This is a genomic window from Amycolatopsis sp. NPDC050768, assembly GCF_040654155.1.
Classification (GTDB): Bacteria; Actinomycetota; Actinomycetes; order Mycobacteriales; family Pseudonocardiaceae; genus Amycolatopsis.
On sequence record NZ_JBFAHL010000010.1, the window covers coordinates 224,049 to 246,973 of the forward strand.

The following is a 22,925-nucleotide window of genomic DNA, read 5'->3' on the forward strand; positions in this document are numbered from 1 at the left end:
GGTCTGGTTGGTCGTATTGTGGCGGCCCAGGCTGGAGGCATGACACGAACCTGGTTCATCACGGGCGTGAGCACCGGCTTCGGCCGGCACCTCGCCGAACAGCTGCTTTCCGCCGGCGACCGCGTCGCGGGCACCGTCCGCCGCCTCGACTCGGTGGCCGACCTCGTCGAGTCGTATGGCGCCGCGTTCCACGTCTCCCTGCTGGAAATGACCGACACCGCTGCCATCCGCCCGGTCGTCGACGCCGCACACGCCCACTTCGGGCGCCTGGACGTCGTGGTCAGCAACGCCGGCTACGGCCTCATGGGCGCAGCCGAGGAGCTCACCGACGAGCAGGTGCGCCACCAGCTCGACACGAACCTGCTGGGCTCCATCCAGCTCATCCGCGCCGCTGTGGGCCACCTCCGCGCCGACGGCGGCGGCCGCATCCTGCAGCTCTCCTCGGTCGGCGGCCAGGTCGCCTGGCCGGGCGGCTCCCTCTACCACGCGACGAAGTGGGGCATCGAAGGCTTCGCCGACGCCCTCGCCGACGAAGTCGCGCCCTTCGGCATCGGCGTCACCCTCGTCGAACCAGGTGGCGCCCGCACCGAGTTCCGCTACGGCAACTCGCAGCTGGCGCCCAAGATCGACGCCTACGCCGTGTCCCCGGCGTCCCGCATCCGCCAGGTCCTGGAGGAACGCACCAGCCTCGCCATCGGCGACCCCGCCCGCATGGCGGCGGCCATGATCGCCACCGTGGACCAGACCCCGGCGCCCCGCCGCCTGGTCCTGGGCAGCGACGCGTGGACGGCGATCACGGACGCGCTGGAGGCACGGCTGGCGGAGGTGCGGGAGCAGAAGAGCGTGGCGTTCTCGACGGACCTGTAGGCATTCCGGTGCCACCGCCTCACCTGCCGTGCCGGCGCTTCACCACCGGAGACGCGTGAGGTGTGGCCGGCCCGCGACGCTCGACGCCGGCCGCGTTTTGCCGGACCTCCGCCATCGGTCGCGTGCGAGCCGCGCATCAGCGGCCGAGGCCATGCTCCGCGTCATCTGCGTCACGCGCGCCTTCCGCGAGCCACCGCCTCTTTCGGCGGGCCTCAACTGCCGTAGCGGTCCTTCACCACCGAAGGCGTGTCGAGGTTGTGGCCCGCGTCCATGCTCTGCGCCAGCCGCAGGTACTGGCCCTCGGCCCACATCAAGGGCGCGGCGCTGCCCGTCGGACGGCCGAAGGCGAAGCAGCCGCTCGAACGGTCCCACACCTGCTCGGGGATGAAGTAACCGTCGTTGGCGGCGTCGGCCATGGACTTGAGGTAGACCGCGGCCGAGCGGCCGTTGGCGAGCTCGTACTCGCCGCGTTCGCCGGACAGCACGGGCCACAGCCGCCCGAAGCGTTGCGGGCCGCCGGCGGGCCAGCCGGTGCAGGCGGAGGTGCTTTCGCCGTAGTTGTCGTGCGGGTAGCGGTGGAAGTAGACGTCCCCGTCGGGCAGGGTCACCTGCATCGGCGCGTTGCCGTCCGATGCGGCGGCCGTCGGGGCGATCGAGGCGGCGATCGTCGGGTCGGACGGCGCGCGCACGCCGAGCCGCACGAGGTCGAGGAAGCCGAAGTCGACCACGTCGTGCTCGTAGAAACAGCCTTCGTCGAAGCAGATCTGGCCGCCGTCGTCGGGGTCGGTGCCCTTGTCGAGCCGTTCGTAGTACGTGTGACCGCCCCAGAAACCGGACGTCGTCACGGTCCACGAGTCGAGCGACGCCCGCCAGGAGTCCGCTGTGGACTCCCACGTGGTGGCGCTCGCGGTGTCGCCGTTCGCGCGGGCGATCGCGCCGGCCGTCACGAGTCCCGCGATCTCCGCCGCGATCGACGACGGCGACCGGCCGTACTGCTCTTCCCAGCGTTCGGTCGTGGCCGGACCGCTCGTGCGCAGGTGCTCGGCGGTGACCTTGACCTTCGCGTACGTGGCGGTGTCGGTGAGACCGGTCAGCCAGGCGAGCACGATCGCGTCGGCGTCCTGGTCGAGCTGCTCGCAGCACCCGAGCTGCTGGGCACTGGCGCCGGCGACGCCGCTCACGGGGCTGTAGCGCGGGAAGGCGCCGGCCGGGTACGTCGTGCCGTCGCCGGCGGTCGGCGAGCCGATCCACTGCGAGCCCCACAGGAACTGCGCCATGCGTTTCGGCTGTGCGGTGTCGCCGGCGGCCAAGAGACCGGTGGCCTGTTGGTAGAGGTCACGGCCCCACACGCGGTGGTAACCGTCGCCGAGGCTGTCGCCGTTGACGACGTCGCCCCACGGCGTCGCGAGCCCGGCCACGCTGGCTCCGCGGAACGTCTTGTCCTCGGCCGCGTGCAACGCCATCGCGGCGACGTAATACGCGCGGCGCCGCTGCTGATCCCCCGAGACGCTGACCGGCGCGGGCTTGAGGCTGCCGACGTAGGAGTTCCAGCCCGTGCGGTAGCCGGATTCCAGCGAGCCGAAACCCGCGGTCAGTGAACCGGTTGCCGCACTCGTCGCGGCTTGTGCGGTCGAGCCGTACCCGAGGGCGACGGTGAAGGTCGTGTCCGCGGCGACCGGGATCTGTCCACACTGGACGACGTTGCCGGCGCCGGAGACGGAGTCGAACCCGTCGTCCAGCGTATGATCGGCGCGCAGGTCGACGAGACAGTCGCTGGCGGCGCCGGAGTATCCGTTGTCGTGCGCGGAAAACCCGGTCGACACCCGCAGCGACGACACGACGGTGGTCGTCGTGCCGAAGAGGTTCTCCGTGCCACTCGCCACGAGCCCACTGCCGTCCCACGACGCCGTGTCCCCGCCCGCGCCACCCGCCATGGACGGGTTGGCGAGCAGGTAAAGCCGATACGTGCCACCGTCGAGCGACTGGAACCGGGTGCGGGTCACGAGCGTCGCACGGGCCGGGTCGGTGACATACGTGGTCGTGATGCGGTAGCGGCCGCTCTTCGCGGTGTTGGTGACGGTGTATTCGAGGGACTTCTCGTCGGGCATCGAGACGACGTGGTTCGTGGCGTCGCGTTCGAGGTCGACGAAGGAGGAGCCGTCGGTGATCACGTACTGCATGTCCTGCGTCTCGGGGACGTCCACGCGTGGGTAGAAGACCTCGGACGTCACGCCGTTCGCGACGGTGAACCAAACGGGGCTCTGCGTCGTCGCCGAGGTGCCGAGTGCGGACTTGTCCCCGGTGGTCCAGGACGAGGGGCCACCGCAGCAGTCGGTCGCGGTGCCACTCGCGGGGGTTGCCGCGATGCTCGCCACCAATGCCAGCGCCAGCACTCCCGCACGCGCCTTCTTCCAGGTCCTCATCCGCTCCCTCTCCGCAGCCTCGGCCGCCCATCGTGCCGTGGCGGCGCCGATCCGGCCACGGCCGAAGGAAGGGTTCCGGCACACCACCTGATGGGGTGACGGCCACGGTCGGAGAAACTGTCGTACCCGGATGGTCTCCTGAATCCCGGAAGCGGCCCTCACCCCGGGGCGCCGCCGGAACCCGAGGAGAACACCATGGCCGGAGACACGGTCGTCACCATCGTCGGCAACCTCACGTCCGACCCGGAGCTGCGCTTCACCCCGTCCGGCGCCGCAGTCGCCAACTTCACCGTCGCGTCCACCCCGCGCACCTTCGACCGCGCCTCCGGCGAATGGAAAGACGGCGAAGCCCTCTTCCTACGCTGCGCGCTCTGGCGCCAGCCCGCGGAAAACGCCGCGGAATCCCTCACCCGCGGCGCGCGCGTCATCGTTCAGGGCCGTCTCACCCAACGTTCCTACGACACCAAGGAAGGCGAACGCCGCACCGTCGTGGAACTCCAGGTCGACGAAATCGGCCCCTCCCTGCGCTACGCCACGGCAAAAGTCAACCGCGCCAACCGTTCCGGGCCGCCTGCTGGTGATTCCCCGGAGAGTTCGGGCGGTTCCGACAGCCCGTGGTCCCAGGCCGCCGCCGGGATGCCGGTCGCGGCGGGTGCGGGGGATCCGCCGTTCTGACTTTGCCTGCCGGCGCACGGTGAAGCACGCCCACTACTGGCCGTCGCGAAAGCGCAGCGGCCAACTGATGGCACTCGGTCCACTGCAGTCGCGGCGGCCTGCAAAATTGTCACTTGTCCGTCGGCACGGGGATGGCGCGGATGGCCATCAGCGCCGCCGGCACGGCGGTCGAGCCTGCCTGGTGGCCGCCGCGCCGGAACGCCGTGCCGGCTGTCGCGGCGGCACGGCGGCCAGTTCGCGGCGGTCGCCTCACCACCGTCGTCGCTGGTGGCCGAGACCCGGCGTCCCTGGATCCGTCCACAAAGGATGATTCAGGCTGTCGTCCGCCGCGGCGTCAGCCGAGTTCGGCGAGCATGGCCTTGAGGATGCGGCTCAACGTCGCCGCGTCGTCGGGGCTGGTGGCCGAAGAAAGGAGTTTCGCGAGACCCGCGGCGTGGTCGGTGAGGGTCGCGTCGATGACGTCGCGGCCGGCGGGGGTAAGGGTGATGCGGAAGCTGCGGCGGTCGGCCGGGTCGAGGCTGCGCTCGACGTACCCCGCTGCCTCCAAGCGGTCGAGGCGGTTGGTCATGCCGGCGCGGGAGGTCATCAGCGCGGCCGAGAGCTCGGAGGGGGTGAGCGTGTAGGGCGGGCCCGTTCGGCGCAGCGCGGCGAGCACGTCGAACTCGCCGGGGCGCAGGCCGTGCTCGGTGAACACGCGCTCCACCGCGGACTCGACCAGCCGGGTCAGCTGGGCGAGCCGGCCGAACACGTCCATGGCGGACAGGTCCAGGTCCGGCCGTTCCTGCCGCCACTGCGCGATGACCTCGTCGACGGCATCGCAAGACTCACTCACACCTGAAGTCTAGGCGAACGAAGGGAGCACCCACCGCCCGAGACACACCCCGAAGCCGGCGCGACCTACCCGGCTTCCCCCGCGCGGTCCGCGACCCCGAGCCGCAGGTGTTCGCTATGGTAGACGGCTTCGTCGAGCAGCTGGGCGACGTGGTTGTCGTGCAGGCTGTAGACGATGCTGCGGCCGTGGCGAGTGCCGACGACCAGCCCGAGGTTGCGCAGCAGCCGCAGCTGGTGCGACACGGCCGACTGCTCCATCCCGACCGCGGCCACCAGGTCGCCGACGGCGAGGGGCTGTTCGCTCAGCGCGCTGAGGATCAGCAAGCGGCTCGGGGTCGCGAGCGCCTGCAGCGTGGTGGCCACCGCGGCCGCGGTGGTCGCGTCGAGCGGTCCCGCGGGGCGGCGGCGCCCTTCCACCCCGTGTCCCATGGAGAGGAGACTAGAACACCGCAGGAGACATGAACATATCTTCATTCGTTCTGCTACCGTTCCGGACATGGAAAGCGCAGGACACGGGCATGGGCACGGCCACGGGAACTGGACCCGGCTCAGGCACGCCCTGAAACCGCACAGCCACGAGTCGGCGGAGCTCGTCGACGACACGCTCGAGGCGAGCCGCTCCGGGATGCGCGCGTTGTGGCTGTCGTTCGCCGGGCTGCTGGCGACGGCGGTCGCCCAGCTCGTGGTGGTCGGGTTCACCGGGTCGGTCGCTTTGCTCGGCGACACGTTGCACAACTTCGCCGACGCGCTGACCGCCGTGCCGCTCGCCGTCGCGTTCTTGCTCGCGCGGAGGCAGGCGACGCGCCGCTTCACGCACGGGCTCGGGCGCGCCGAAGATCTCGCCGGCCTGGTGATCCTGGTGGTGATGGCCGGGTCCGCGGCGCTCGCGGGATACGAGGCGATCGACCGCCTCCTGAACCCGCGCCCGATCACGGGCGCCGGGTGGGTGGCGCTCGCCGGCGTGATCGGTTTCGTGGGCAACGAGCTCGTCGCGCGCTTCCGCATCCGCGTCGGGCGGCAGATCGGGTCGGCGGCGCTCGTCGCGGACGGGCTCCACGCGCGGACCGACGGGTTCGCGAGCCTCGCCGTGGTGCTCGCGGCGGGCGGGGCGCTCGTCGGCTGGACGTGGGCCGATCCGGTGGTGGGCCTGCTCATCACGGTGGCGATCGTGCTGGTGCTGCGCGACGCCGCGCGCGAGGTGTTCGGCCGGCTGCTCGACGCCGTCGACCCGCACCTGGTGGACGACGCCGAGCACGCGCTCGCCGAGACGCCCGGCGTGCTGGGCGTCGATGTGATCCGGCTGCGCTGGATCGGCCACACCCTCGCAGCCGAGGCAGAGGTGTCGGTCGACCCGGGCCGCACGCTGGCCGAGGCGCACGGCATCGCGCACACCGCTGAGCAGCGCATGGCGACGGCCTTGCCGCGGCTCGCGCGGGCGTTGATCCACGCGCACCCGGCGCGTGACGTCAACGTCGTTCCCGCGGGCGTCAAGGAAGCGTGAGCGCCGGAGGCGAGCCGGGCCGTGCCGCCGCACGCTGGGGTTCGTCAGGGTGATGCGTGGGAAGAGGGCGTGCGGTGAGTGATCTCGACGGTTCGGTGCTGCTGGTGGGCGTGTTCATCGCGTTCGCGGTGGTGCTGCGGGGGTTGCAGTGGTGGCTGGGCCGCGACCGCGGGCTGGCGCACACTCAACAGCAGTGCGGCCCGCGCCAGGCCTCGCGGCCCTCCGGCACCGCGACCACCGCGATGACCAGCGCGACGACCGGATCGGCCCAGTACCAGCCGAACAGCGTGTTGAGCAGCAGCCCGGCCGGCAACACCGCCGAGAGGTAAGGGCACAGCAGGGTCCGCCTGGAGTCGGCCACGGCGCTCGCGGAGCCGAGCTCGCGGCCGGCTCTGCGCTGCGCGCCCGACAGCACCGGCGTCACTGCCGGCGACACCGCGACCAGCCCGATCCCGACGGTCGAGTGCCTCGCGCCTCGCACCAGCGCCCCACGGCGTCGGCCACGACGTACGCCGCCAACGCGAAGAACGACACACCGATCGCCTTCAGCGCCGGGGGCTCCCGCCGTTCCGGATCCGCCCCGGCGAACTGCCATGCCACCGCCGCCTCTGACGCCACCTCGACCACTGAATCCCAGCCCGAACGCCATCAGCGCACCCGAGCCCGCCGCCTCCCGCGCGACCAGCGCGACCACGGCCTCGACCACGTTGTGCGCCATCGGCCAAGCCACCGCGCCCGGCGCGCCAACACGCGCCCCCGCCACCGCCAACGCCCGAGGACGAACGCCCGAGGAAGCCGGCTCGGGCGCACAGCAATCGGCACCGCCGCAGCACTCGTCGGCAGCCGCGGGTTCGACCCGCGCCTCGTGACTCATCACGCCACCTCCGTGCCGAGCAGGTCGTCGCCCACAACCGACCCCCAACCACGCGTTGCCGCTTGGGCAAGCCTCCGGCGCAGTGAAAGACCAGCCGAATCGCACCCGGCTCTCCTCGACAGCCGCCGGCGCGAGCCGCGGCTCGTTGAGCCTGCTCAACCCGTGCGTCTCGGCCAAGCGCGCCGGGTAGGCGACGCCGTCAGGACGGCGATGAGAATGCGGCACGGCGTCGGGTCTGCCGGGACGCGGCCGGCTCGGGCGAGGGCTGGTTCGCGGGTTTCACAGCTCCGCATGCGCTGAAAAGTACGATCTCTTTGACAGACCCTGAACCGAAGACCTCCGCAAAGGCCAACGCGGAACGCCGTAAGATCTCCAAGCTGTCCGCGAAAACCGCGGATCCCCAACGCAAGGAGACCGATGTCCTCGACCGTCTCGGCGTCCGGTGGGGTTCGGCGGGGCGCGGCGCGCGCCGCGACGGAGGTGTTGGCGCCGTGGGTGTGGGTGCTGGGGTTGCCGCTCGCAGTGGCGTGGGAGGTGACCGGCCACCGGGTCGGGGCGACGGTTCTGTGGGGGCTCGTCGTGGGCGTCACGGGATCGCTGATTCCCATGGCCGTCATCGTGCGCGGGGCGCGGCGCGGGAAGTGGGACTCGCACCACGTGACCAACCGGGCGGGTCGGGTGGTGCCGCTCGCGGTGTGCCTGACCTCGCTGGCGGCGGGGTTCGTGGCGCTGATCGTCGGTGGGGCTCCTGAAGAACTGATCGCGCTCACGGCGACCGAGCTGGCGTGCCTCGTGGTGGCGGTGGCGATCACGTTCGGGCTGAAGTTCAAGATCTCCATCCACGCCGAGGTCGCCGCGGGCGCGACGGTGATGCTCGTGTGGGTGTACGGGCCGTGGCTGCTCCTGCTGATGCCGTTCGTGCTGTGGGTCGCGTGGTCGCGCGTGGAGCTGGGCGACCACACGACGGCCGAGGTGACCAGCGGCGTCTTCGTGGGCGTGGTGGTGGGCGGCGCCGTCTACTTCGGACTCCTGGCCGCGCTCTCGTAGACTGTCGGGCGTGGACAACCTCCTCGGCGACTACCTCCGGGCGCGGCGCCAGCTCGTGTCGCCCGAAGACGTCGGCCTGCCCGCCGGCGGGCGGCGGCGCGTGCGCGGCCTGCGCCGCGAGGAGCTGGCGCTGCTGGCCGGGATCAGCAGCGACTACTACATGCGCCTCGAGCAGGGCCGCGACCAGAACCCGTCCGCGCAGGTCCTCGACGCGCTGGCTCGCGTGCTGGGCCTCGACGACGACGCCACGAACCACCTCCACAGCCTCACCGCGCCCGCGCCCGCCACGGCCGTCGGGCCGGCTCCGGTGGCGCCGCCGAGCATCGCCGAGCTGATCGGCACCTGGCCGGCCACGCCGGCGTACGTGCAGGACCGCCTGACCAACGTCCTCGCCGCCAACGCCATCGCCACCGCACTCTCGCCCCGCTACGCACCCGGGCACAACCTCCTGCGCGAAGTGTTTCTCGACCCCGCCGAGCAGGACTTCCGCGTGGACTGGGACGAGATGACGGCCGACGGCGTGGGCGGCCTGCGCGCCTCGCTCGGCCGCGACGTCGGCGACCCCGCCGCCACCGAACTCGTCACCGAGCTCTCCGCGAAGAGCGAGCGCTTCCGCGAACTGTGGTCCCGCCACGACATCAAGCCCCGCACCGACCACCTCGCCCGCTTCCGCCACCCGGCCGCCGGCCCCCTCGACCTGCACAGCGACAAGCTCACCCTCCCCGGCCCGGACGCGCTGTCGCTGGTGGTCTTCCACGCCGTCCCGGGCAGCCGCCACGCTGAAACGCTCGCGTCGCTGGCCAACCTCGTCGACAGCAATTAGAAGGCACTGCCGCAGGCTGGTCCCGCACACCCGGACCCGCCCGCGGCAGAAGCACAGCTCGCGCTCTCGAACACCTTCACCGCGCCGAGCGCCGCGCCCATCGCCGCGTTGGCCTCGCGCTCGATCACGATCTCGACGAGCACCAGCCGGATCTCGCCTGGGTCGACCACACGGGTGCCGGAGCAGCTGCGGGGGCCGCCATGATCTTCACGTTGTCCGCGCCGGGGAGCCGAACGCGACGCCGACGTTGCCCGTCGTGCACGACCACCCGGCCGTGTCTCCTCGTCAGTCGCGTCCGGAGAGCTCTTCGACGACCTTCAGCAGCGCCGAGTGGTCCAGCGAGCCGTGGCCCATGGCGCGCCCCGCGGCCACGAGCTGGGCGACCAGCCCGGTCAGCGGCAGGGCGACGTCGGCCTGGCGCGCGGCCGCGAGCGCGATGCCCATGTCCTTGTGGTGCAGGTCGATCCGGAAGCCCGGCTGGAACTGCCGCGCGACCATCGACTTGCGCTTGAGCTCCAGGATCCGGCTGCCGGCGAGCCCGCCCGCCAGCACGTCGAGCCCGGTGCCGGCGTCCACCCCGGACGCTTCCAGCAGCACGATCGCCTCGGCGACCAGCCCGTAGATGCCGCCGACCACGAGCTGGTTGGCGGCCTTCACGACCTGGCCCGCGCCGTGGGGTCCCACGTGGACGATCGTCTTGCCGAGCACCTCGAAGATCGGCTTGGCCGCCTCGAAGTCCTCGGCCTCGCCACCGACCATGATGGACAGTGCGGCCTGCTCCGCGCCCGCCTGGCCGCCGGAGACCGGCGCGTCGAGCACCCGGATCCCCTTGGCGCCACCGGCCTTCGCGACGGCGATCGAGGTCTCCGGCCGGATGGTGCTCATGTCGGCCAGCAGCGTGCCTGGCTTGACGACGTCGAGGACCCCGCCCGCCGCCAGCACCACCTGCTCGACCTGCGGGTGGTCGGGCAGCATCGTGACGACCACGTCCGCCTCGGCCACCGCGTCGGCCACGTCGGACGCCGCGCGCCCGCCCGCGGCGGTCAGCTTCGCCAGCGCGTCGGCGCTCAGGTCGAAACCGCTCACGTCGTGTCCCGCACCGGCCAGGTGCGCGGCCATCGGCGTGCCCATCACGCCCAGGCCGATGAATCCCACCTTGCTCATTTGTCTCCCCTTCGCTCTTCCGGCAGCCAGGCCAGCGACGCGAGCGTGGGACCGTCCGGTTTGTACTCGATCCCCACGTGCCCGCGGTAGCCCGCCGCCTCCAGCTTTTCCAGGTGTCCCTCGAGGTCCAGCTCCCCCGTGCCCGGCTGGTGCCGGCCCGGCGCGTCGGCGATCTGCACGTGCCCGGTGCGCGGGGTGTACCCGGCGATCACGGAGTCGAGGTCGTCGCCGTTCACCGCCAGGTGGTAGAGGTCCGCGAGCAGCAGCACGTTGTCCAGCCCCAGCCGGTCGGCCACCGCGACGGCGTCGGCCGCCGTCTTCAGTGGGTACGCCGGCGTGCCCGACAGCGGCTCGACCACGATCTGAGCCCCGATCTTGCCCGCCGCCTCCGCGGCCGTGGCCAGGTGCTCCAGCGCCAGCGCGTCCTGTTCGGACGGTGCGACGCCGTCGAGCCGGTTGCCGTACAGCGCGTTGAAGCTGCGACAGCCGAGCCGGTCAGCGATCCCGATCGCGATCGTCAGGCTCACCGCGAACTCGGCCTCGCGCCCGACCCACGACACGAGCCCGCGCTCGCCCGCGGCCATGTCGCCCGCGTACAGGTTGAGCCCGGTCAGCCGCACGCCGGCCTGCTCGATGGAGCGCACGAACTTCTCGACCTCGACCGGCCGCGGGTCGGCGCTGTCGAACGGCCACCAGTACTCGACCGCGGTGAAGCCCGCTGCCCGAGCGGCCTGCGCGCGCTCGAGCAGCGGGAGCTCGGTGAACAGGATCGACAGGTTGGCGGTGTAGGGCAGCGAGTGCCGCACCCCGGCGGGACCGGTCATCGGATACCTCGGCTCATCGGATTGCTCTGACCTCGTCATTTCGCATCGCGGAATATTTCTTCCGTATATCGAGACTAGTCGCCCGACTGGCACGCGGTCAACGGCCACGGGTCGGAGCGCACGCCGCTAGAGGGCACGCAGTTAAAGAGCGGAGTGCAGTTCCGGCACCGCGGCACCGTCGGCGCGGGCCGCGAGGTCCACCACGGTGTCGACGGTCGGCTCCAGCGCACAGTGCGCCCGTGCGTCGCGGAAGCACCGTTCGAGCACGGCGTCGCCGGGATAGGCCGAGGACAGTCGCAGCGCCGCCTCGGTGATGGCCGTGACGGCTTCCCCCGCGGACAGCCAGAGGTGGAAGAACTTCGCCAGGGCGTGGGCGGGGTCCCAGCTGTACGTCGCGAACGCGTCAGCGGCCAGCACCCGCACGGTCGAAGCCCGCAGGCGCATCCGCGCCAGCTCCGTGCGCGCCGCGCCGGTACCACCCGCGGCGACCCGCTCGATCGCCGCCTCCGCGAGCCCCAGCGCGACGACCGCGCCGAGACCGAGAAACCACGGCAGCGCCAGATCCAGCACCACCTCGGCGCCGTCACCGTCTCGTCCGAGGATCGTGTTTTCGGGCAGCTGCACGGGATCCGCACACACCGTGGTGGCCGCGGACGCCCGCAACCCCAGGCCGCCGCCCGAAGCGGGCACGAACAAGCCCGGCGCGTGACCGGGCACGAACCACAGCGTCGCGGCGCCCCGGCCACTCGCCGGCCGGGTCGACCACACGTAGCTGTCGGCCTCGCCCGCCGCGATCACACCCGCCTTCCGGCCCGCCAGGTCGACGACCCCGCCGTGGGCACTGGCCACGCCGTCGGGCGCGAGCAGCCGGCTGCCCGGCGCCGCGTCGGACAGCGCCAGCGTGCTGAGGTGGCGGCCCGCGGCGAGGTCCGCGCGCACGGACTGGTCGGCGTGCGCCTCCAGCACCGCGACGGCCGCGAAGTGCGAACGCAGCACGGTGGCCGTGCTCGCGCACGAACGCGCCACCACCTCGACCACCCGCGCGGCTTCCGCCAGCCCGTGGCCACCGCCACCGAGGCGCCGCGACGCCGTCATCGCGAGCACACCCTTGCGGCTCAACGCGGCCACCGCCGCTCGTGGGAACCGCGCGAGCCGGTCGGCCTCGGCCGCGGCCGGCGCGACGGTTGTGGCCACGGTTCGGGAGATTTCTTCGACAGAAGGCACCATTGCCCCCTTCGTTCGGGGTTTGCCGCAAGGAAAAGAGCGCGCGGGACCCGCCGTCCCGCACGTCCGCGGTGAAGGCGGCCGGGACGGGAGACGGCGGGTCCGAGGGAAGGCGGTCCGGGATCGCCCTCAGGTGTTCTGCACGTGCTGCCAGCCGAAGCGGCCCTTGATGCAGAGGTTTCCGTGGGTCACGGAGCTGTCGTGCGGGCTGGTGACCTTCACGATCTCGTTGTCCTGCACGTGCAGGGTGAGGTTGCAGCCGACCCCGCAGAACGTGCACACGGTCGTGGTTTCCGTCTGGGCGGACTCGTCCCAGGTGCCGTCCTCGCGTTTGTCGTGCTCGGCCTTGAAGCTGAGCGCGCCCGTGGGACAGACCTCGACGCAGTTTCCACAGTAGACACACGCGCTGTCGGGCAGCGGCGTCGAGAACTCCGTGGAGATCCGCGCACCGAACCCACGCCCGGCCACGGAGATCGCGAACGAGTTCTGCCACTGCTCACCGCACGCGTCCACGCACTTGTAGCACAGGATGCACTTGCCGTAGTCCCGCACGTAGAGCGCGTTGTCCACCTTGACCGGCTGACGCACGGTGGCCGCGGTGAGACCGTCGACGGGCTCGTGCTCGCCCGGCAGCGCGTCGTCGCGATCGTCGGAAGGCGGCGCCGGCGGGCCGAACCGCTCGGGGTCGGCGCCCGCCTCCGCCATCCATTCGGCGACGCCGGGCGTGGTCGACAGGTCCGTCGCCGACCCGAGCAGTTCCAGCACCACCTTGCGGCTGGTCCGCGTGCGCTCGGAATCCGTGTGCACGACCATGCCCGGCTCCGCCTTGCGCGAGCACGAAGGCACCAGGGTCCGCGAGCCCTCGACCTCCACCATGCACACGCGGCACGCGTTGGCGGGCTTGAGCGTGTCGCCGTAGCACAGCGTGGGGATCTCCTTCCCCACCGCCGAGCAGGCGTCGAGAATCGTGGCACCCTCGGGCACACTGACGGCCTGACCGTCCACAGTGAACTCGACGAGGCGCTTCGGCAGACCCAGTTCGACGATCGTCATGACTCCGCTCCGTCCAACGCACCCAGCCGCTCGACGGCCGACTCGATCGCGTTCCACGCCGTCTGCCCCAGCCCGCAGATCGACGAGTCCCGCATCACCTGCCCGACCTCCCGCAGCAGCGCCAGATCGTCCGCACCGGTACTCAGTTTGCGGCCGCCGACGATGCGGCTCACCGCCTCCTCCTGCCGGACCGTCCCGATCCGGCAGGGCACGCACTGCCCGCACGACTCGTCGCGGAAGAACGACGCGATGCGCAGCAGGAACCCGCCGAGGTCGGCTTTGTCGTCCAGCGCCAGGACGACGCCGGAGCCGAGCGTGGTGCCGGCGGCGCGCGCGTCCTCCATCGTCAGCGGCAGGTCGAGCTCGTCGGGCCGCACGAACCCGCCGGCCGCGCCGCCCAGCAGCACCGCCCGCAGCTCGCGGCCTTCCGGCACTCCCCCGGCCAGCTCCAGCAGCTCGCGCAGCGTGGTGCCGAACGGGACCTCGTACACGCCGGGCTTGCGCACGTTGCCCGACAGGCAGAACAGCTTGGGCCCAGCCGATTTCTCCGTGCCGATCTCCCGGTACGCCGCGTAGCCTGCGGTGAGGATCAGCGGCACGTTGACCAGCGTCTCGACGTTGTTCACCACCGTCGGCTTGCCGAACAGGCCCTGCTCGGTCGGGAACGGCGGCTTCGACCTCGGCTCCCCGCGGAAGCCCTCGATCGAGTTGAAGATCGCCGTTTCCTCGCCGCAGATGTAGGCACCGGCGCCGCGGCGGATCTCGATGTCGAACGAGAACCCCTCGTGGCCCATGATGTCGGTGCCGAGGAACCCGCGCTCGCGGGCGACGTCGATCGCGTTCTGCACGAGCCGGCGCGCCCGCGGGTACTCGCCTCGCAGGTACAGGTAGCCGAGGGTGGCGCCGGTCGCGAACCCGGCGATCGTCATCGCCTCGACCAGCGCGAACGGGTCGCCCTCCAGCAGCACGCGGTCCTTGAACGTGCCGGGCTCGCTCTCGTCCGCGTTGCACACCAGGTAGTGCGGCAGAGCGGGCTGGCGCGCGGCGCCCTCCCACTTGCGCCCGGTCGGGAAAGCGGCGCCGCCGCGGCCCATCAGCCCGGAGTCGGTGACCTCGCGGATCACGCCGTTCGGGCCGAGCTGCAACGCGTTGCGCAGCGCCGCGTAGCCGCCGGTGGCGCGGTAGTCGTCGAGGCTTTCCGGGTCGACAGCCCCGACCCGGTGCAGCAGCTTGAGCGACTCCCGATCCGTCTGGTGCAGCACCGGCGCGGCGCCCTCCTCCGTAGCCGGAGAGCGGCCAGCGGCGAGCACTACCTCCGCTCCGGTGGCGGGCGCGAGCAGCTCGCTGCCCGCCGGGTCGCCGGCCTCGAACGCCAGCGCCGCGGGCGCCTTCTCGCACACACCCAGGCACGGGCTGCGCAGCCACGTCACACCGCCGCGTGCCTTGCCCGCGGGGCCGACGTGCTCGGTGAGCGTGTCGCACACCGTGTCGGCCCCGTTGACCCGGCACGCGAGGTCGGTGCACACGTGCACCACGCGCTCCGGCCGCTCGGTGAGAGAGAACAGCGAGTAGAAGCTCGCCACGCCGTACGCGTCGGCCGGCGGCACGTGCAGCTTCTCGCAGATGTAGTTCAGAGCGCCCTGGCTGATCCAGCCCACGCGGTCGTTCACGGCGTGCAGCGCGGGCAGCAACTGGTCTCGCGCCGCACCCTCGGGCAACGCGTCCACGGCCGCGCGTTCTTCGAAGGTGGCCTTCGCGTCGAGGAACTGAAGATCCATGCCCGCCCCCTCAGCCCGCGACCGCGTCGAACTGTGTCTTCTGGGGCCGAGCCCCAGACCCCAGCCGGGGGGCAAGCCCCCCTGGACCCCCCGAAGACAATTTATCCACCCGGATAGCGGCAGCCTTGTACTCCGCCGTGCCCGCCACCGGATCCGTCGCCTCGATGGTGATCACGTTGACGTCGACCTCGTCCGGGAAGTGGAACGTCATGAACGCCAGGCCGGGGCGCAGCCCCTCGTCGATCCGCACCGGCGCGACGATCGCGCCTCGCCGCGAGGAAATCTGCACCATTTCGTCCTCCACCACACCCAGCTGCGCGGCGTCGGCCGAGCACAGGTCGAGCGTCTCGCCGCGCCGGCGCGGCGACGGGAACCCGCCGGACTGCACACCGGTGTTGTAAGAATCGAGCCGCCGGCCCGTGGTGAGCCGCAACGGGAACTCGTCGTCGAGCACGTCGACCGGCGGGCTGTGGCGCAGCACGGTGAACGGCGCCGGCCGGCCGCGCTCGGCCGGGTCCTCGGCCCACAGGCGGGCGTGCAGGAACGACGGCTCCAGTGTGTCCTCGCTGTAGCACGGCCACTGGATGCCGCCGAGCTCCTCGAGGCGCTCGTAGCTCATGCCGGTGTGGATCGGCGAGAGCGACCGCAGCTCGTCCCACACCTCACGGCCGTCGTCGCCGCTGTAGTGCCAGTCGTGCCCGAGGCGGCGGGCGAGCTCCGAGATCACCTCGATGTCGTCGCGCGCGCCGGCCGGCGGGTTCACCGCTTTGCGCACGCGCTGCACGCGCCGCTCGCTGTTGGTGAAGGTGCCGTCGCTCTCGCACCACGCGGCCGACGCGGGCAGCACCACGTCGGCGAGCTGCGCGGTCTTGGTGAGGAAGATGTCCTGCACCACCAGGTGCTCGATGTTCGACAGGCGCTTGATCGTGTGCTCGCAGTCGGCCTCGGACTGCACCGGGTTCTCCCCGATCACGTACACGCAGGTGATCAGGCCGTCCTCCATCGCCTCGAGCATCTGCGTGAGGTTCTTGCCCTTGTACGGCGGGATGTGCGAGCCCCACGCCTCGTCGAACTTCGCGCGCACGGCCGGGTCGAGGATGTCCTGGAACCCGGGCATCCGGTCCGGGATCGCGCCCATGTCGCCGCCGCCCTGCACGTTGTTCTGCCCGCGCAACGGGTTCAGCCCGGCGCCGTAGCGCCCGACCTGCCCGGCCAGCAGCGACAGGTTGATCAGCGACAGCACGTTGTCGGTGCCGTTGTGGTGTTCGGTGATGCCCAGCGTCCACGACATCTGCCCGCGGTCGGCGCGCGCGTAGGTGTGGGCCAGCTCCTTGATGAGCTCGGCCGGCACCTTCGTGACCTGCTCGGCGACCTCGAGCGTCCACGGCTCCACGGAGGCGGCGAACTCTTCGTAGCCCTCCGTGGCCCGCTCGATGAACGTGGTGTTGGCCAGTCCGGAGTGGATGATCTCCCGCGCGATCGCGTTGGCGAGCGGGATGTCGGTCCCGACCTCCAGCTGCAGCTGCCGGTGCGCCCACTTCGCCGTGCTCGTCTGGCGCGGGTCCACCACGAAGAGCTTCGCTCCCTTGTGGACGGCCTTGAGCACGTGCTGGAAGAAGATCGGGTGCGCCTCGCGCGGGTTGCCGCCCCAGATCACGATCACGTCGGAGTCTTCGATCTCCGCGTACGACGACGTGCCGCCACCGCTGTCGAACACCCGCGCCAGACCCGCCACGCTGGGCGCGTGGCAGGTCCGGTTGCACGAGTCGACGTTGTTCGTGCCCATCACCGCGCGGGTGAACTTCTGGGCCACATAGTTCATTTCGTTCGTGGACCGCGCGCAGGAGAACATGCCGAAGCCCTCGGGGCCCTTCGTATCCAGCGTGCGCCGGAACCCCGCGGCGGCGCGGTCGAGCGCCTCTTCCCACGTCGCCGGCCGCAGCACACCGGAGTCCCGCACCAGCGGCTCCGTCAGCCGGGTGTACGGCGTGGTGTCCTTCCTGCGCTTCATCTTCTGCCTCCAGGAGGTGGTGGGATGGGTGTCAGCCGACCGGCACGGCGGTGGCCGTCCGGTTCAGCAAGCCGATGGCCGCGTGCACGTGGCGCAGCGCGGGTGCGGGCACCCCGGTGAGCTCGGCCAGCTCGACGACGGCGCCGATGATGGCGTCGATCTCCAGCGGCTTGCCGGCCTCGAGGTCCTGCAGCATCGACGTCTTGTGGTGGCCGACGCGCCAGGCGCCGTCGATCCGCTTCTCCACGGAGACCTGGGGATCCGCCCCCGCGGCCCGGGCGATCGCGAGGGTCTCGGTCATCATCGTGGCCACGAGCTCGCGCGTGTCCTCGTGCTCGCACATCTGCGCCATCGTCGCCCGGGTCAGCGCGCTCAACGGGTTGAAGGCGACGTTGCCCATGAGCTTGACCCAGATGTCGTCGCGCAGGTTGGGCTCGACGGGCGCCTTGAGGCCGCCCTCGATCATCGCCTCGGACAGCGCGACGCAGCGGGGTGAGACCCCGCCCGCCGGCTCGCCGAGGGAGAACCGCGTGCCCTCGAGGTGCCGGATCACGCCCGGCTCCTCGATCACGGTGGAGCAGTAGACGACGCACCCGATGGCGCGCTCGACCGCCATCACCCGGCTGGTCTCGCCGTCCGGGTCGACGGTCTCGACCCGGTGGCCCTCCAGCGGATGTCCGGCCAGGCCGTGGAAGTACCACCACGGGATGCCGTTCTGCGCCGCGACGAGCGCGGTGTCCGGGCCCAGCAGTGGTTCGAGCAGCTCACCGCTGCTCGGGTAGGAATGGGCTTTGAGCCCGAGGAAAACGAAGTCGACCGGGCCGATCTCGGCCGGGTCGTCGGTGACGTGGGGACGCGCGGTGAAGTCTCCGCGGGGACTGAGCACCCGCACTCCGTGTTCGCGCATCGCCTCGAGGTGCGCCTTGCGCGCGACCAGATGGACCTCGGTGCCGCCTCGGTGCATAGCCGCACCCACGTAGGCGCCGATCGCGCCCGCGCCCAGAACAGCAACCCGCATGGTGTGCCTCCCGCTCGGTCGAACACAGCGATTGCATACAGTATCCCGAGACGCGCTCAGGCACCAGGATCCGGTGATGGAATTCGCCGATGACACCCGGCCGGAGCAGGCGGACCCGATACTGATTGTCATTTCACGCCCGTCCGATTGATCCACTTCGGGTGAGATCCAGGCCACAGAGTGAAGAGTTGGGATTTTGCATACCAAAACCTGTATTCTCGGATCAGCTCCACGAAATCCCGCGGTTTCCCCGCGTTCCCGCGGACCGCGTCTACTCAGACCAGAGGTGCCCCGTGACCCAGCCCGCCTCTCCCCTGCCCGAGCGCGGGCCCACCGGTCGGCGAACGGCCAAGGGGTCCCTCGCGGCGAAGTCCGCCCAGCGTGTGGAGCGGCCGGCGCCGCTGCGCCAGGTCGTGTACGACGCGTTGGCCGAGCTCATCATCAACCGCACGCTCGAGCCCGGGCAGCACCTCGTCGAGGCCGACTTGGCGGAGTACCTCGGCGTGAGCCGTCAGCCGGTACGCGAAGCGCTGCAGCGCCTGCAGACCGAGGGCTGGGTCGACCTGCGGCCCGCGCAGGGCGCGTTCGTGCACATGCCCACCGACGAGGAGGCCGACCAGCTGCTCGGTGTTCGCGCGGTGCTCGAGACCCACTCCGCCCGGCTGGCCGCCGCGTGCGCGACCGAGGCGGACGTGGCCCGGCTGTGGGAGCTGCAGAACGCCGGCCTCGAAGCCCTCGCCGCCGACGACAGCGAGGGCCTGGTCTCGGCCAACGCCGACCTGCACTCGTTCCTCACCGAGCTGACCGGCAACGCCGTGCTGGCCGAGCTGATCGGGCTCGTCGACCGCCGCGTGCGCTGGTACTACACGCCGATCGCCCGGCCCCGCGGCCACGACGCCTGGCACGAGCACGCCGAGCTGATCGAGGCCGTCGCGGCGCACGAGGTCGATAAGGCGGAGAAGATCATGGCCCACCACACGGAACGCACGCGCCGGGCGTTCCACGAGCGGCCCGAAGCAGCCCGGGAGTGAGGGGGCGGGCGTCAGCCGCCCCCTCACTCCCGGGCCCTGTACCGAAAACCCCGGCAGGCGTCAGCTGCCGGCGGTCCCGGCGGCCGGTGAGGCCTGTGCGACCACGCCGGTCTGCTCCGAGGCGGTCGGGCCGCTGCGGCGGCCCGGCTGGCGCAGGAACAGCACCATGAAGGCCGACAGCAACGCGATGCAACCGGCCAGGACGTAGGCACCGGTGTAGCCCCACGCCGCGATCACGCCCGCGGCGAGACCACCACCGCCGACACCGCCGATGAGCTTGGCGCTGTAGACGAGGCCGTAGTTCGTGGCGTTGTGGTTCTCACCGAAGTAGTCCGGCACGAGCGCGGCGAACAGCGGGTAGAACGCGCCACTGCCGAATCCGGTCAGGACCGCGAACACCATGAACCAGAACAGGCTGTGCGTGTTGCCCGACCACATCACGCCGAACTGCGCGACCGCCGCGATCACCAGGACCCAGAACAGGGTGGCCTTGCGGCCGATCCGGTCCGACGCCCAGCCGACCAGGCCGCGGCCGACGCCGTTGACGATCGCGAGGATGCCCGCCGAGGACGCCGCGACGAACGCACCGAAGTGGCTCTCCTCGGCGAACGGCACCTGGAAGTTGATGCCGAACAACGACACGCCGCCGATCACGATCAGCGTGACCCACATCAGCGGGAGCATGCCGGTCTTGATCGCCTCCATCGGCGTGAACTGCCGGACGGCGGGTGGGTTCTTCTCCAGGCTCTTGGCGCTGCCCGTCGCCTTTCCCTTCAGCCACGCGATGGGGTCGACCTCCGCGGGCCACCAGTTCTTCGGCGGGTCCTTGAACAGGAACCCGCAGATCCCGACGACCAGCAGCATGTAGAGGCCGATGGCGTCGAGCGTGATGGTCAGGTTCTCGTGGCCGAGGAAGGCGCTGAACAGGTAGATGAACGGCACCGAACCGTAGGCGAAGCCGCCGTTCACGAAGCCGGTGCGCGCACCGCGCTTCTCGGGGTACCACTTGCCGACCATGTTGATACAGGTGGCGTAGACCAGTCCTGCGCCGGTGCCGCCGAGCGCGGAGTACCCGATGAAGGCGAGCACCAGGTTCCCACTGTGCGCGATGGTGAAGTAGCCGATCCCGGAGAAGAGCGCGCCGAACAGCATGGCGGTCTTCGCCGAGACGATGTTCTTCTCGCGCAGCCGCCCGGCCGGGAACGCGACCCCGGCCTGGAACACGGCCCAGATGCTGGCCAGCCAGAACGCGTCCGACAGCGACCAGCCGTATTTGTCTTCGAGTGTGCCTTCGACGGCTCCCCAGCCGTACTCGAACACACTCACCGCCATCATGGCGACCCACGGCAGCCAGACCATGAATGCGCGTGAGCGGCCCATGATGTCTCTGGGACTCTCACCGATCCGGTACTTGCGTCCGTTGTCGTCGACGATCTCCTGGTACGTCGGTAAGGCTGCGGTCATGAGAGTTCTCTTTCGTCAACGTTGACTTCGGTTCCCTCTGAGTGGGGTGGCTCCTTGCCCCCCGCCGGGCGCGACCGCGCGCGCCCGGCGCTTCGTGCGTGTGCTCGTGTCCCCCGCTTGGCCGACGGCTAGGTGTCCGGCAAGATACGCCTCCTTCCCTCTCGCCGGAAGTGATCAGCCGAGCAGTCCGGCCGACCGCGCCCAGCGGTACTTGGCACCGAGCACCGCCACGGGCTTCTCGGTCGTGTACGGGTAGGCGACGATCCCGTTGGCGTAGAGGTGGTCGCTCGCCTGCTCCACCTCGACATCGCCCGAGAGCGACGCCACCACCGGCTTGTGGATCCCCTTGCGGCGGAACTCCTCGACCACGTCCACCACGAGCTCGGCGAACACCATCGGCGGCGTGACGATCGTGTGCCAGTAGCCGAGAATCAAGGAGTGGATGCGCTCGTCCGAAAGGCCGAGAGCGATCGTGTTCCGGTAGGTCGACGGCGGCTCGCCACCCGTGATGTCCACCGGGTTGCCGGCCGCGCCGAACGGCGGGATGAACTTCCGGAACGCCTCGTCGAGGTCGCCGGGGATCTCCATCAGCGACAGACCGTTGTCCACACAGGCGTCGGACAGCAGCACGCCCGAGCCGCCGGCACCGGTGATGATCACGACGTTCTCACCCTGCGGCGTGGGCAGCAGCGGGATGCCGCGGGCGTACTCGAGCATGTCGTTGAGCCCCGGGGCCCGGATCACGCCGCTCTGGCGCAGGATGTCGTCGTATACCTTGTCGTTGCCGGCCAGCGCTCCGGTGTGCGAGCTCGCCGCCTTGGCGCCCTGGGAGGTGCGCCCGGCCTTGAGCACGACCACCGGCTTCTTCGCCGACACGCGCTTGGCGGTCTCGGCGAACGAGCGGCCGTCCTTGAGGTCTTCGAGGTGCATCGCGACGAGCTGGGTATTCTCGTCGTGCTCGAAGAAGGTGAGCAGGTCGTCCTCGTCGATGTCCGCCTTGTTGCCCACGCCCACGATGGACGACACACCCATGCCCGCCGAGCGGCTGAAGCCCAGGATCGCCATGCCGATGCCGCCGCTCTGCGAGGAGAGCGCGACACCGCCCTTGACGTCGTACGGCGTGCAGAACGTCGCCGACAGGTTTTCGGGTGTGTAGTAGTAGCCGTAGATGTTGGGGCCGAGGACGCGCACGCCGTGCTTGCGCGCGATCGCGACGACCTCGTTCTGCAGCTCGATGTTGCCGGTCTCGCCGAACCCGGACGGGATCAGGATCGCCCCGGCCACGCCCTTCGCCCCGGCCTCTTCCAGCGCGGCCGCCACGAACTTCGCCGGGATGGCGAACACCGCGACGTCCACGTCTCCGGGTACGTCGGAGATGCTCGCGTACGCCTTGCGGTCGAGGATCTCCGACGCCTTGGGGTTGATCGGGTAGATCTCGCCCGCGTAGCCGCCGTTGACGAGGTTCTTCATGACCGAGTTGCCGATCTTGCCGGCCTCGGCCGAAGCCCCGATCACCGCGATGGCGGCCGGCTTCATGATCCGGTTCATCGACGCGAGGATCTCCTCCTGCGTGAACCGCACCGGCTCCTTCGCCGCGTCCGGGTCGACCAGGATGCGCACGTCGACCGCGGTCGCGCCGTCGGCCGTGGCGAGCACCGGGTTGAGGTCGACCTCCGCGAGCTGCGGGAAGTCGCTGACCAGCTGCGAAAGGTTGTGGATGATGGCCGTCAGGGCCTTCTTGTCAACCGGCTCGCTGCCGCGCACGCCATTGAGCACCTCCGCCGCGGCAATACCGTCCACCATGGACAGTGCCTCGTCCTCGCTGGTCGGGGCCAGCCGGAAGGTCACGTCCTTGAGCACCTCGACGAGCACGCCGCCGAGGCCGAAGGCCACGATCTTGCCGAAGGTCTGGTCGGTGACCGACCCGATGATGACCTCCTGCCCCGTGGTCAGCATCTGCTGCACCTGCACGCCGATGATGCTCGCCTCGGCGTTGTAGGCCTTGGCGTTGGCCAGGATCGTGGCGTACCCGTCGGCCACCTGCTCGGCCGTGCGCAGGCCGACGAGCACGCCGCCGGCCTCGGTCTTGTGCAGGATGTCGGGCGACACGATCTTCAGCACCACCGGCAGGCCGATCTCCCGCGCCTGCGCCACGGCCTCGTCGGCCGAAGTCGCGAGACGCTCCTGCGGGGTGGGGATGTCGTAGGCCTCGCAGACCGCGCGGCCTTCAGGGGCGGTGAGCGACGACCGGCCCTCGGCCGCCGCCTGTGCCAGGATCTTCTCGACCGCTTCGCGGCCGGTTCCCGTGGTCATCCAG

Annotated in this window: 18 protein-coding genes and 2 pseudogenes; 6 read left to right on the forward strand and 14 right to left on the reverse strand. The window is 70.9% G+C overall.

Going from position 1 to position 22,925, the window contains the following annotated elements; all coding sequences use genetic code 11:
- Window positions 1-39 precede the first annotated feature (39 nt).
- Entirely contained in the window at window positions 40-867 is an 828-nt protein-coding gene (locus AB0H62_RS28650) for an SDR family oxidoreductase (protein WP_360589330.1), read from the forward strand.
- A 212-nt stretch (window positions 868-1,079) separates the two neighbouring features.
- On the opposite strand, the gene AB0H62_RS28655 is transcribed toward AB0H62_RS28650, so the two are convergent.
- Entirely contained in the window at window positions 1,080-3,290 is a 2,211-nt protein-coding gene (locus AB0H62_RS28655; RefSeq protein WP_360589331.1) for a glycoside hydrolase family 15 protein, read from the reverse strand.
- Window positions 3,291-3,485: 195 nt separating this feature from the next.
- Here AB0H62_RS28655 and AB0H62_RS28660 point away from each other — a divergent pair, with 195 nt between their 5' ends.
- Entirely contained in the window at window positions 3,486-3,965 is a 480-nt protein-coding gene (locus AB0H62_RS28660) for a single-stranded DNA-binding protein (protein ID WP_220240604.1), read from the forward strand.
- 334 nt (window positions 3,966-4,299) lie between these two features.
- Here the strand turns inward: AB0H62_RS28660 and AB0H62_RS28665 are convergent, their stop codons facing one another.
- Window positions 4,300-4,797, reverse strand: a complete 498-nt coding sequence (locus tag AB0H62_RS28665) for a MarR family transcriptional regulator (RefSeq protein WP_220240603.1) — start codon at window positions 4,795-4,797, stop codon at window positions 4,300-4,302.
- Window positions 4,798-4,862: 65 nt separating this feature from the next.
- Window positions 4,863-5,225 (reverse strand): metalloregulator ArsR/SmtB family transcription factor, encoded by a 363-nt coding sequence (locus AB0H62_RS28670; RefSeq protein WP_360589334.1) that lies wholly within the window; start codon window positions 5,223-5,225, stop codon window positions 4,863-4,865.
- 67 nt (window positions 5,226-5,292) lie between these two features.
- Here AB0H62_RS28670 and AB0H62_RS28675 point away from each other — a divergent pair, with 67 nt between their 5' ends.
- Window positions 5,293-6,297, forward strand: coding sequence for a cation diffusion facilitator family transporter (locus tag AB0H62_RS28675; RefSeq protein WP_360589336.1), 1,005 nt, complete (start codon window positions 5,293-5,295; stop codon window positions 6,295-6,297).
- A gap of 184 nt (window positions 6,298-6,481) precedes the next feature.
- On the opposite strand, the pseudogene AB0H62_RS28680 reads toward AB0H62_RS28675, so the two are convergent.
- Window positions 6,482-7,171: pseudogene (locus AB0H62_RS28680) on the reverse strand (cobalt transporter).
- A gap of 417 nt (window positions 7,172-7,588) precedes the next feature.
- On the opposite strand from AB0H62_RS28680, the gene AB0H62_RS28685 reads away from it, so the two are divergent.
- Together AB0H62_RS28685 and AB0H62_RS28690 are read left to right on the forward strand one after the other, a co-directional pair.
- Window positions 7,589-8,218 carry a hypothetical protein gene (locus AB0H62_RS28685; RefSeq protein ID WP_360589338.1) on the forward strand — a complete coding sequence of 210 codons (630 nt, stop codon included), beginning with the start codon at window positions 7,589-7,591 and terminating at the stop codon, window positions 8,216-8,218.
- A 10-nt stretch (window positions 8,219-8,228) separates the two neighbouring features.
- Window positions 8,229-9,041, forward strand: a complete 813-nt coding sequence (locus AB0H62_RS28690) for a helix-turn-helix transcriptional regulator (protein WP_360589340.1) — start codon at window positions 8,229-8,231, stop codon at window positions 9,039-9,041.
- On the opposite strand, the pseudogene AB0H62_RS28695 reads toward AB0H62_RS28690, so the two are convergent.
- The 8 genes and pseudogenes from AB0H62_RS28695 to AB0H62_RS28730 all read right to left on the reverse strand — a co-directional run.
- Window positions 9,038-9,264: pseudogene (locus AB0H62_RS28695) on the reverse strand (hypothetical protein); the annotation flags it as partial. The gene AB0H62_RS28690 and the pseudogene AB0H62_RS28695 overlap by 4 nt on opposite strands.
- A 62-nt stretch (window positions 9,265-9,326) precedes the next feature.
- Window positions 9,327-10,205 (reverse strand): 2-hydroxy-3-oxopropionate reductase, encoded by an 879-nt coding sequence (locus AB0H62_RS28700; RefSeq protein WP_360589342.1) that lies wholly within the window; start codon window positions 10,203-10,205, stop codon window positions 9,327-9,329.
- The gene (locus AB0H62_RS28705; RefSeq protein ID WP_360589344.1) at window positions 10,202-11,029 is read right to left on the reverse strand and encodes a TIM barrel protein; all 828 of its coding nucleotides are present in this window, start codon (window positions 11,027-11,029) and stop codon (window positions 10,202-10,204) included. Before AB0H62_RS28705 ends, AB0H62_RS28700 begins: the two co-directional genes overlap by 4 nt.
- A 141-nt stretch (window positions 11,030-11,170) precedes the next feature.
- Entirely contained in the window at window positions 11,171-12,256 is a 1,086-nt protein-coding gene (locus tag AB0H62_RS28710; protein WP_360589346.1) for an acyl-CoA dehydrogenase family protein, read from the reverse strand.
- A gap of 126 nt (window positions 12,257-12,382) precedes the next feature.
- The gene (locus AB0H62_RS28715) at window positions 12,383-13,306 is read right to left on the reverse strand and encodes a 2Fe-2S iron-sulfur cluster-binding protein (protein ID WP_360589348.1); all 924 of its coding nucleotides are present in this window, start codon (window positions 13,304-13,306) and stop codon (window positions 12,383-12,385) included.
- Window positions 13,303-15,084 carry an NAD(P)H-dependent oxidoreductase subunit E gene (locus tag AB0H62_RS28720; protein ID WP_360589350.1) on the reverse strand — a complete coding sequence of 594 codons (1,782 nt, stop codon included), beginning with the start codon at window positions 15,082-15,084 and terminating at the stop codon, window positions 13,303-13,305. Before AB0H62_RS28720 ends, AB0H62_RS28715 begins: the two co-directional genes overlap by 4 nt.
- Before the next feature lie 10 nt (window positions 15,085-15,094).
- Window positions 15,095-17,095: a molybdopterin-dependent oxidoreductase gene (locus AB0H62_RS28725; protein ID WP_220240592.1), complete on the reverse strand. Its 2,001-nt coding sequence runs from the start codon at window positions 17,093-17,095 to the stop codon at window positions 15,095-15,097.
- Between the two features lie 31 nt (window positions 17,096-17,126).
- Window positions 17,127-18,113: a 2-dehydropantoate 2-reductase gene (locus AB0H62_RS28730; RefSeq protein ID WP_220240591.1), complete on the reverse strand. Its 987-nt coding sequence runs from the start codon at window positions 18,111-18,113 to the stop codon at window positions 17,127-17,129.
- A 293-nt stretch (window positions 18,114-18,406) separates the two neighbouring features.
- Between AB0H62_RS28730 and AB0H62_RS28735 the strand changes: the two genes are divergently transcribed.
- Window positions 18,407-19,144 carry a GntR family transcriptional regulator gene (locus AB0H62_RS28735; protein ID WP_220240590.1) on the forward strand — a complete coding sequence of 246 codons (738 nt, stop codon included), beginning with the start codon at window positions 18,407-18,409 and terminating at the stop codon, window positions 19,142-19,144.
- 60 nt (window positions 19,145-19,204) lie between these two features.
- Here the strand turns inward: AB0H62_RS28735 and AB0H62_RS28740 are convergent, their stop codons facing one another.
- Both AB0H62_RS28740 and AB0H62_RS28745 read right to left on the reverse strand, forming a co-directional pair.
- The gene (locus AB0H62_RS28740) at window positions 19,205-20,608 is read right to left on the reverse strand and encodes an OFA family MFS transporter (protein ID WP_220240589.1); all 1,404 of its coding nucleotides are present in this window, start codon (window positions 20,606-20,608) and stop codon (window positions 19,205-19,207) included.
- 174 nt (window positions 20,609-20,782) lie between these two features.
- Window positions 20,783-22,921, reverse strand: coding sequence for an acetate--CoA ligase family protein (locus AB0H62_RS28745; RefSeq protein ID WP_220240588.1), 2,139 nt, complete (start codon window positions 22,919-22,921; stop codon window positions 20,783-20,785).
- Between the last annotated feature and the right edge of the window lie 4 nt (window positions 22,922-22,925).